Source organism: Myxococcus vastator, from assembly GCF_010894475.1.
GTDB classification, from domain to species: domain Bacteria; phylum Myxococcota; class Myxococcia; order Myxococcales; family Myxococcaceae; genus Myxococcus; species Myxococcus vastator.
Genome location: NZ_JAAIYB010000344.1, coordinates 1 through 9,190 on the forward strand (window position 1 = coordinate 1; position 9,190 = coordinate 9,190).

General features: G+C 69.5%; 9 protein-coding genes. 4 read left to right on the top strand and 5 right to left on the bottom strand.

Going from position 1 to position 9,190, the window contains the following annotated elements; genetic code table 11:
• Positions 1-182 precede the first annotated feature (182 nt).
• The gene (locus G4D87_RS27385; RefSeq protein ID WP_163785496.1) at positions 183-575 is read right to left on the bottom strand and encodes a hypothetical protein; all 393 of its coding nucleotides are present in this window, start codon (positions 573-575) and stop codon (positions 183-185) included.
• On the bottom strand, positions 572-1,873 hold the full coding sequence (locus G4D87_RS27390; RefSeq protein ID WP_163785498.1) for a type II toxin-antitoxin system HipA family toxin: 1,302 nt from the start codon (positions 1,871-1,873) through the stop codon (positions 572-574). The genes G4D87_RS27385 and G4D87_RS27390 overlap by 4 nt, the downstream gene beginning before the upstream one ends.
• Positions 1,874-2,286: 413 nt before the next feature.
• Here G4D87_RS27390 and G4D87_RS27395 point away from each other — a divergent pair, with 413 nt between their 5' ends.
• Together G4D87_RS27395 and G4D87_RS27400 are read left to right on the top strand one after the other, a co-directional pair.
• Entirely contained in the window at positions 2,287-3,513 is a 1,227-nt protein-coding gene (locus G4D87_RS27395; protein ID WP_163785500.1) for an ABC transporter permease, read from the top strand.
• Positions 3,514-3,532: 19 nt separating this feature from the next.
• The gene (locus G4D87_RS27400) at positions 3,533-4,753 is read left to right on the top strand and encodes an ABC transporter permease (protein WP_163785503.1); all 1,221 of its coding nucleotides are present in this window, start codon (positions 3,533-3,535) and stop codon (positions 4,751-4,753) included.
• 98 nt (positions 4,754-4,851) lie between these two features.
• Here the strand turns inward: G4D87_RS27400 and G4D87_RS39030 are convergent, their stop codons facing one another.
• The gene (locus G4D87_RS39030) at positions 4,852-5,022 is read right to left on the bottom strand and encodes a hypothetical protein (RefSeq protein WP_176413303.1); all 171 of its coding nucleotides are present in this window, start codon (positions 5,020-5,022) and stop codon (positions 4,852-4,854) included.
• Positions 5,023-5,176: 154 nt separating this feature from the next.
• Positions 5,177-5,908, bottom strand: a complete 732-nt coding sequence (locus G4D87_RS27405; RefSeq protein WP_240358653.1) for a hypothetical protein — start codon at positions 5,906-5,908, stop codon at positions 5,177-5,179.
• Between the two features lie 147 nt (positions 5,909-6,055).
• Here G4D87_RS27405 and G4D87_RS27410 point away from each other — a divergent pair, with 147 nt between their 5' ends.
• On the top strand, positions 6,056-7,303 hold the full coding sequence (locus G4D87_RS27410) for a phospholipase D-like domain-containing protein (protein ID WP_163785505.1): 1,248 nt from the start codon (positions 6,056-6,058) through the stop codon (positions 7,301-7,303).
• Between the two features lie 104 nt (positions 7,304-7,407).
• Positions 7,408-7,938, top strand: coding sequence for a GNAT family N-acetyltransferase (locus tag G4D87_RS27415; RefSeq protein WP_163785507.1), 531 nt, complete (start codon positions 7,408-7,410; stop codon positions 7,936-7,938).
• Positions 7,939-7,940: 2 nt separating this feature from the next.
• Here the strand turns inward: G4D87_RS27415 and G4D87_RS27420 are convergent.
• Positions 7,941-9,190, bottom strand: a 1,250-nt coding sequence (locus G4D87_RS27420; protein ID WP_163785509.1) for a type VI secretion system contractile sheath domain-containing protein, incomplete at its 5' end; no start/stop codon positions are given.

Genomic DNA, 9,190 nt, shown 5'->3' on the forward strand with positions numbered 1-9,190 from the left:
GGGTGCCAGGGGGAAGGTGGGGATGCTGCCACCAGACGGCCACCTGCCGAGTCCCTTTGCGGCGCCAGATATTCCCATGTGGCGGCGAGCGTGCGGCCTTTTCGGCGCCGTGAGGGGCCTCGGGCCGGGAGAAATCCCGGCTCGGTCGGGAACGGCCCAGGAGGCTGTCTGTGTTGAGAGGCTTACGGCTCTGTCGAGCGCCGTCGCTGCCGCTTGCTCTTCGCGAGCGCGGCGCGGAGCATCTCTCGACGCTGTCTCTCGGCATCATCGAGTGGTTGTGGCTCTTCGAGGCGAGGAAACGTCAACGCGACCCTTCCTCCGAATGGCGCGAAGACTTTGTTGAGCGTCTCAAGCGTCGGGTTCGCGTCTGGCGCGTCCTCGAGCTTCGCGACGACGCTGGTGGAGAGCTTCACCGCGTGCGCGAAGGTCTTCCGGTCCATTCCCAGCATGGTGCTGCGAAGGATTCGCGAGGCGTCTCCGAGGTTGAGCTCACCGCTGGCGACCATGGCGGCGAGCTCTTCCATGAGCGCCTTTCGTTCGAGCGAGGTCATCCGGGCGACGTCGGTGCGCTTCATAGGAACCCCCACGTTCGGAGGCGCTTCTCAGTGCCGCGAAGGTCGAGCCCCGCGAAGTCCAGCGTCTCTTCCGGCAGACACAGATCGGCGAGGAGCTCAGGGAGACGACGAAGGCGCAAGGCGAGGTCGTGGAGGCCATTGCGCAAAAACTCCTCATCGCGACCAAAACTTCGGAGGAGCGCAGACCAGTCGACTTCTCCACCGACCTCGTACCCTTCCCACGTCGTGGTGCGGGTGATGCCGTCGAGGTCCATCTTCATCGGCGCGAAGTCGAAGATGGGCGCGAGGCGGACGGTACTATCCGTTTTAAGCACGGCGATGTTCCTACAGTGGTTGTCCGAGTTGCCGAACACCTGATTCAGCAGGTCCCGTTTCAGGTACTCGAGGCGCGTCGTCGGCCAGTCCGTCTTGGGGATGACGTGTTGGAGTGCGTTCAATACCGCTTGATGCTTCTGGAAGGAGCCTGGCTCGGCCTGGAGCAGCGAGTAGATGGACTCGAGTCCGAACCGAAGCTCGCGGCCGTCTCGTCGCGCGACGTCGAAGCGGGGGAGCCAGAGGCTCGGGCCTGAAGGGCCTTCGTGAAGCGCGAGCCCCTCTTGTGGGATCGTTTCGAAGCCGAGCTCCGCGAGCGCTTTGTAATAGACGTACTCCGACCGGAGGATGGTCCGGTCGCGTTCGTTGCTGCTGCGCGCGTTGCGGCTGCGCGCGAACTTGACGAGATAATGCCGATCCGGGCAGGCAGGGTCATCCTGCCAGACGTCGATCCACACCTGGTTTGTGTCGTCGCAGCGGAGCAGGAGCTTCGGAGAATCACCACCGGCGCCTGTCGCGCCTCCGACATGTGCTCCGGCGCTGGCCGCGTACTCGATGAATGCGTGTTCGCGGTCGATGACGGCCTGGATCGGGAACCGCTGAGGCGGCTCTTTCGTTTTGGGAACGGCCTCCTCGATCCGGAGGTTGCCGATGGGGGCAATGGTGCCGCGCCGCAGGATGTCGATGTCACTCGCCGCTTCATCCGGGAGGTTCAGTCGCCGCAGCCACCAGTTGCGTGCACTCCCCATGGGTTGCAGGTCATCGAGGAACGCTGGCCAACGGCGCCAGACCTTGGGGCCGAACTCGACCGGGAGCTTGAGGCTCACCGCTGCCAGCGGCGGCGATTCGGCGATCCACCGAAAGAGGTAGTCGAAGTCGTACTCAAAGGTGCATTCGCCGCGTCGCCCCTCTCTGGCCGTGGGGAACTCAAGGAGCGCCGCCCGCTGCCACTCCCCGTCGATCAGCGCCTGGAGATGAACCTTCATATAATCCTTCATAACGGATTCAAGAGACCCAGGACGCGGACTTTAATCCATTATGTCGGATTTAATTGGCCCAGCGGCGTGCCCTTCATCCGTCATAACGGATTCACTCAAGTGTTGAGGGAGACGCCTCTCCGGGAGGGCCGGCTGGGCTGCGTGCCGAGCAGGCCTGTGCCGACTGGAGCGGGCTCGCTCCTCCGCCCGCAGGTCTGGCCAAGCGCCTCAAACCGCGGATACACGGCCGAGCCAGCCTCGGCCTGCTGCCCCGCCGCGTGCTGCTCACCGTTTGAACCCAGGGTCCATACTCCGATTTCCAGCACGCTGGATTTGCGCCGAGGGAATGTCGCGTGCAATCACCCGTTCCGGGGCCCGTACCAGGGCCAGCGTGACGTGCGACGCAGCGGAGAGAACCTGACGTGAGCATCCGGGTCGATGTGTGGGAGGGGGCGCGCATCGCGCTGTTCTCGCTGCGTTCCAACCGCCTGCGGACCGTGCTGACGACGGTGGGCATTGGCGTGGGCGTGTGTACGCTGCTGGCCATTGTCGGCATCATCCAGGGCATCAACCGCTCCTTCGAGGACCAGCTTTCGAGCATTGGCGCCAACACGCTCCAAATCTCGAAGTTCCCCTGGACGCTCAACGGCGACTGGTGGTCGTACCGCAACCGCAAGGACCTGAGCGCGGACCTGGTGCCGCCCATCCTCAACGCGTCCGAGCACGTGCTGGCCGCGGCGCCGCTCTTCTTCGAGCGCGTGGAGGCCCGCTTCCTGGACCGTAAAATCAGCTCCGTGGTGCTGGTGGGCACCACGCCGGACTACGCCACGGTGAGCTCGTTCACCCTGGAGCGGGGCCGCTTCCTCACCCATGGGGACGTGGACAACCGGGCGCAGGTGGCCGTCATCGGCGCGGAGCTGGTGCGCTCGCTCTTCCCTGGCGTGAACCCGGTGGGCCAGCGCATCCTCTTCGAGGGCAAGCCCTTCCGCGTGGTGGGGACGCTGGAGGCCAAGGGCACCATCCTGGGAGAGAACCAGGACCTGGTGGTGATGGTGCCCTTCCGCACCTTCCTGGCGCAGTACGGAAAGAAGCGCTCGCCCAACATCGCGGTGGCCCTCACGTCGCCGGAGCATGCGCCGGCGGTGGTGGACAAGCTCACCGCGGTGCTCCGCCGGGAGCGCAACACGCCGCCGGGCCTGCCGGACGACTTCGCCATCAACCGGCCGGACCAGCTGGCCAACATGTACGCGCAGCTCACCGGGGCGCTCTACGGCGCGGCCATGGGCGTGGGCCTCATCACGCTGCTGGTGGGCGGCATCGGCATCATGAACATCATGCTGGTGTCGGTGCGCGAGCGGACGCGGGAGATTGGCGTCCGCCGGGCGCTGGGGGCTCGCAAACGCACCATCATCCTCCAGTTCCTGATGGAGGCCTCGTGCGTGTCCGCCCTGGGCGGCACCCTGGGGACGGTGGTGGGCCTGGGGCTGGCGCGCATCGTGTCCTTGATTACGCCCCTGGCGGCGGCGGTGGAGCCGCTGACGGTGGTGGCGGGCGTGGGGTTCGCGGCGATGGTGGGGCTGCTGTTCGGCATCTGGCCGGCGGCGCGGGCGGCGAACCTGGACCCGGTGGAAGCGCTTCGCCACGAGTGACGGACGGGAGACGGCGGCGATGATGGCAATCTGGGACACCCTGCGGCTGGCGTTCGGAACGTTCCGCTCCAACCTGCTGCGCTCCTTCCTGACGCTGCTGGGCATCGTCATCGGCGCCACCACGGTGGTGTCGATGATGGGGCTCATCGAGGGCCTGCGCATCCAGGTGAACGAGAGCATGTCCGAGCTGGGCTCCGACTGCTTCCAGGTGCAGCGGCTGCCCTTCGGCGGAAACCTGTCCCTGGCGGAGCTGGCGCGGCGGCCCCGGCTGCACGAGGGCGACCTGGAGGCCATCCGGCTGCAGCCGTCGGTGCTGCTGGCGGCGGCGGAGGACTCCAAGGGTGGGCAGAAGGTGACCACGCAGCAGCGCGAGTCGCGCCCCAACGTGACGGTGTGGGCCGGCACGCCGGAGTACTTCCAGACGAACTCGGTGGTGGTGGAGTTCGGGCGGCCCTTCACGGACGCGGAGTACCTGGATGGCCGCCGCGTGGCGGTGATTGGCCAGGACCTGGCGGACACGTTGTTCCCGGGCGTGCAGCCCCTGGGGCAGCACATCCGCATCCTGGGGCGCAGCTTCCAGGTGATTGGCACGCTCAAGCGCCGCGGCAGCTTCATGGGCGGAGGCAGCCAGGACAACCAGGTGATGATGCCGCTGTCCGTCTACAAGGCGCTGTTCGGGGTGCGCAACTACCGGGTGAGCATCCAGGCGCAGTCGGCGGAGGTGCTCCAGCGCGCGCAGGACGAGGTGACGCTGCTGATGCGGCGGCGCCACAACCTGAAGCCGCTGGAAGAGGATGACTTCTTCGTGTTCTCCAACGAGAGCGCCACGGAGATGTTCAACAACATCTCGAAGGTGATTTCCGCGGCCAGCTTCGGCGTGTGCATGCTGTCGCTGCTGGTGGGCGGCATCGGCATCCTGAACATCATGCTGGTGGCGGTGACGGAGCGCACCCGGGAGATTGGCATCCGCAAGGCGCTGGGGGCGAAGAAGCGGCGCATCCTCGCGCAGTTCGCCATCGAGGCGGTGGTGCTGTCCCTGGTGGGGGGCGTGCTGGGCGTGGGCATGGGCATGGGCCTGGCGCAGCTGGCGAAGTGGATGGTGGGGCTGCCCGCGCAGGTGCCGGCCTGGGCGGTGGTGCTGTCGCTGGCCATGAGCAGCGGCGTGGGCCTGCTGTTCGGCATCTACCCGGCCGCGCGCGCCGCGAAGCTGGACCCGGTGGAGGCCATGCGGACGGACTGACGCCACGCGCGTGCCGCGCGGCGGCTGGGAATGAAACGGGGCCTCCTCCGCGCGGTGCGGCAGGAGGCCCCAGGTGTTTCAGCACGGGTGTCCGGGGATTACGGACACGGGGTGCCGCAAATCAACTTCCCGGTGAAGGGGTCCTTCCAGCAGGGCGGCTGGCAGTCGCTGGCGACGGCCGTGGCCGGCGTCATGGTGATTCCCAGGCCCAGCACGGCGGCGGCGGCGGTGAGGACGACGGCGATTCGGAGGTGCTTGCGAGCAGTCATGAAGGTCTCTCCAGCAGCGGTGTCCGTACAGCGCGGCGGAGTCTGGAGCCCAGGTCTGACAATCACAATGCGCCGCGTGTCACACGCACTGCGTCTGAGACTGCAAGGGCTTGGGCGGTGCACAACGCGTGTGTGTGAAACAGACGCAGCGGAACTATTGCGTGTGTCCGTCTGGGCGAGGTCCGCCGCCTGCCCATTGATAGCCCAACGTCGCGCCCACGCCGATGAATCCCAGGGCGATGAGCCGACGGCCGCTCTTCATGCGGGCGCTGGGCTTGGACAGCGTCACCAGGGCCTCGTGGACGATGACGCCCAACAGCGTGCCCAGCGCCGCGCCGCCGAGCGCGCCCAGGTAGGCGCGGCCCGGGTGGTGGCTCTTGCCGAAGGCGAGCTCGCCCAGGCCCCACGTCCCGAGCGCCGTCAGCGGCGGGGTCAGCACGAAGCCGCCGCTGAAGGCCACGGTCTCCAGCTCCATCCACCGCCCCGGGCTGGGCGCCGCGGGGCGGAAGAAGAGGAGCCGCGAGGGGATGGCGCCCAGGAGCATCCCCGCCGCCGTCTGTGCCGCCGTGGCGCCCACGCGCGTGTCGCCGCCCACGCGGCTGGCGCCCCAGACGCCGGCCACGGGAAGCAGCGCGAGTCCGCCGTGCGCCACCCAGGCCCCCTTCGGGAGCGGGACGTCCTCCGGTTCGATGTACGTGGGCACGGCCGCTCTCTCCGGTGACGTGCCGGCGGGCGTGTCGAAGTATTTGGAGCGAGGCTCGGAAGGTGGGGTGTCGCGCAGCGGTGCGTCCGCTGCGGCCGCGTGACCCCAGGTGGGCCACAGGCAGCCCAGCAGCAGCGTGCACACGAAGGGGGAGGAGCGTCGGTGGGAAGGCACGTTGGGCATTGGCGACAGGCGGTGTGTCCCGAAGGTGCGCACGCGGGGCGGGGGCTTCCACCCTCACGGTGGAGATGTGCCGTCCGCGCGTCTCGGGGTGTCTTCCGTGAGACATCGGCAGGTGCGCCACGTGCCATGGGCGCTTAGCTTCCGGCGGTGAAGCTCGCCTGGTTCCTGCCGGTGGTGTTGCTTGCCGCCGGGTGTCCCGCTCCCAATCACCGGCATGACCTGCGGCTGCGCGCGTTGCCGGGGACCAGTCCGGAGGCGCGCTCGCTCGCGTTCTTCCAGTCCTTGGGCGTGGCGCTGGTGCCGGGCCACCGCGTGGAGTTGGTGGAGAACGGCTTCATCTTCGACGCCATCGAGGAGGAGATTCTCGCCGCGCACTCCAGCATCCACATCACCAGCTACATCTGGCGGCCCGGAGAGCCGTCGGACCGGCTGGTGCGGGCGCTGGCGGCGCGGCGGCCCGGGGTGGCGTGTCGCGTGCTCGTGGACCCGCTGGGCAGCGTCAACTTCGAGGCGGTGATGCCCGCGCTGGCGGCCAGCGGCTGTGACGCGCGCTACTTCCGGCCCATCCAAGGTGACTTCGCGGCCCTGGACGCGGTCCGTCTCCGGGCGCGGAGCCACCGGAAGCTGGTGGTGCGGGATGGCGAGGTGGGCATCACGGGTGGCTGGGGCATCTGGAAGAGCTGGATGGGCAATGCGCAGAGCGCGGAGTACTGGCGCGACATGAACATCCGCGTGGAGGGCCCGGCCGTGCGGGAGATGCAGGTCGCCTTCGCGCAGAACTGGCAGGAGGCGGGTGGGGACTTCCTGCCGGCGACGGACTTCCCGGAGCCGCGCTACGCGGGGGACGCGCGCGCGGGCTTCGTGGCCAGCACGGACAACCGCTTCCTGTCGGACGCGCGGCGGATGACGCTGCTCACCATCGCGGCGGCGAAGGAGCGGCTCTGGATTGCCAACTCGTACTTCATCCCCTCCGACGCCATCAGCGACATGTTGTTGGAGAAGGTGAAGCAGGGCGTGGACGTGCGAGTGATTGTGCCCGGGCGGCACCACGACGTCGCGCCGGTGCACGCGGCGCAGCGAGCGTCCTATGCGCGCTTGCTGGAGGGCGGCGTGCGCATCTGGGAGTACGAGCTGTCCATGATGCACTCCAAGACGATGCTCGTGGATGACTCCCTGTCCGTCGTGGGCTCCACCAACATGGACCCGCTGGCGTTGACGACGTTGGAGGAGTGCTCGGTGGTGGTGGAGGATGCGGCGCTGGCGGCGCAGCTCGCCGCGTCCTTCGAGAAGGACCTGCGCCACTCGCGGGAGATTCACTGGAGCGGGTGGAAGCGGCGCGGCCTGCTGCAGAAGCTGGGAGAGCGGCTGCCGTGGTTCATCGGCAACTATCTCTGACCCGCGCGTGGTGACGCCGTCCCAGTGTCGGCCTGCACGCAGACATGAGCGGGGCTGGCAGGGGTGAAATCGCGCGGGCGCGCGACCAGTCGTAGAGTCGGGCCATGGACACCCGGCATGTCGTGGAGCGGGCCCTCGTGCGCGAGGCACGGCCCGAGGATGACGCGGTGGTGGGGGAGCTGTTGGTGGAGGCCTTCCTCACCCAGTACGCGAAGAAGCTCCCGGACGTCGTCTATGGCGACGAGCGCAAGCGCGCGCTGCGGGACGTCGCGTCCCGGCGCGAGGTGGCCACCGTGCTGGTGGCCGAGGTGGACGGGCGGGTGGTGGGCACCGTCGCGCTCTTCAAGCCGGGCGCGCCGGGCTCCGAGGCCTGGCTGCCCAATGCCGCCGACCTGCGCGGCCTGGCCACCGCCGTGAGTCACCACGGCACCGGGCTGGCCCGGCCCCTCATGGACGCCGCCGAGGCCCTGGCCCGCCAGTGGGGCGTGGACGCCGTGTGCCTCCACGTCCGAAGGGGCGCGGAGGGCGTGGGGCGCATGTACCTGCGGCGCGGCTATGTGCGCGAGCCCGTGGGGGACATGGACCTGCCCACGGTGTTCCTCGAAGGCTACGTGCTGCGCTTCAAGCAGGACTGACGTCAGCCGCGCAGCGGCAGGGTGAAGGCGAGCTGGAAGCGCGTGCCCGCGTGCTCCGGGCGGACGGTGGCGGTGACGTGCACGCCGCGGCCGGTGTCCGTGGCCACCAGCTGGCCGCGCAGCTGCCCGTTCTCCGTGGCGCCCCGGAAGAGGAACACCTCGGCGGCCTGCGAGAAGATGGCGTCCACGTCGTCGCCGCCCGTGCCCGCGGGCAACTGGTCCCGCACCCAGGTGGCGAAGCGCACGATGCGCCCGGTGAGGAGCTGCGCGGGCAGCGGCACCGCGTAGCCCCCGCCGAACACCATGGGCGCGGCGGACAGCAGCACCGCGTCCGCGTTGCGCCCGCTGCCCAGGCCCAGGATGCCGCGCTCCTCCAGCCGCGCCTGCGCCCGGATGGGGAGGAAGTGCTCGGTGGGGATGCCGAGCCCGGTGTCGCGGCCGGTGGACAGCTCCCACATGGCCGGCGCCTTCAGGCCGCCCTGCTGGCCCATGATGCGCGCGAAGGCGCTGGTGTCCCGGTAGCTGGCCGCCAGCATCGCCGCCACCGCCAGCGCGGGGCTGGTGAAGCTCACGCGCCGGGCCGCGCCGCGCCCCTCGCTGGCCACCACCACGCGGTTGATGACGGCGCACAGCCAGCGCGAGGACTCGTCCTGGCGCAGCGCCGTCCAGGCCTCGGAGACGTGCTCGCGCTCCTCCTCCAGCGCCGCGGCCAGCTCCGCCTGCGCCACGCCAAGCAGCGGCGCGGACACGGCGGCCACCACCGGGAGCTGCGCGCGCTCGCCCAGCGCCGCGAGCCTGCCCAGGAGGGCGACGTCGTCGGTGGCATCCACGAGGAAGACGGCGTCGGGGCGCTCGAAGGGCTCGGCGTCCAGCGCGCCCTGCACGGCGTCCAGCAGCCCGGCACGCGCCACGTCCAGCACCTCCACGGTGATGCCCGAGGACGCGGGCACCTGGTCCAGCAGCCACTTGAGGCCGCGCCACGCGGACTCCAGGTGGGCCACGGGCTCGGCGCCGAGCAGGTCCTTCGCCGTGAGGAGCAGCGCGTGTTCCACCAGGTCCCGGGCCGTCTGCCGGGTGGCGGCCTCCGGCGTGACGACGGGCGCGGGCGTGGCGGGCACGCGCGGATTGAGGGCGCGCAAGAAGGCATCCACCGCCCGGGACGCGGCGGCGGGCGTGCCCGCGTCGGCGCGGCTGAGGAGCGTCTCCACCAGGTCCTCGTTGGCTTCGGTGGGCTCGGCCGGCGCGGTGGGGG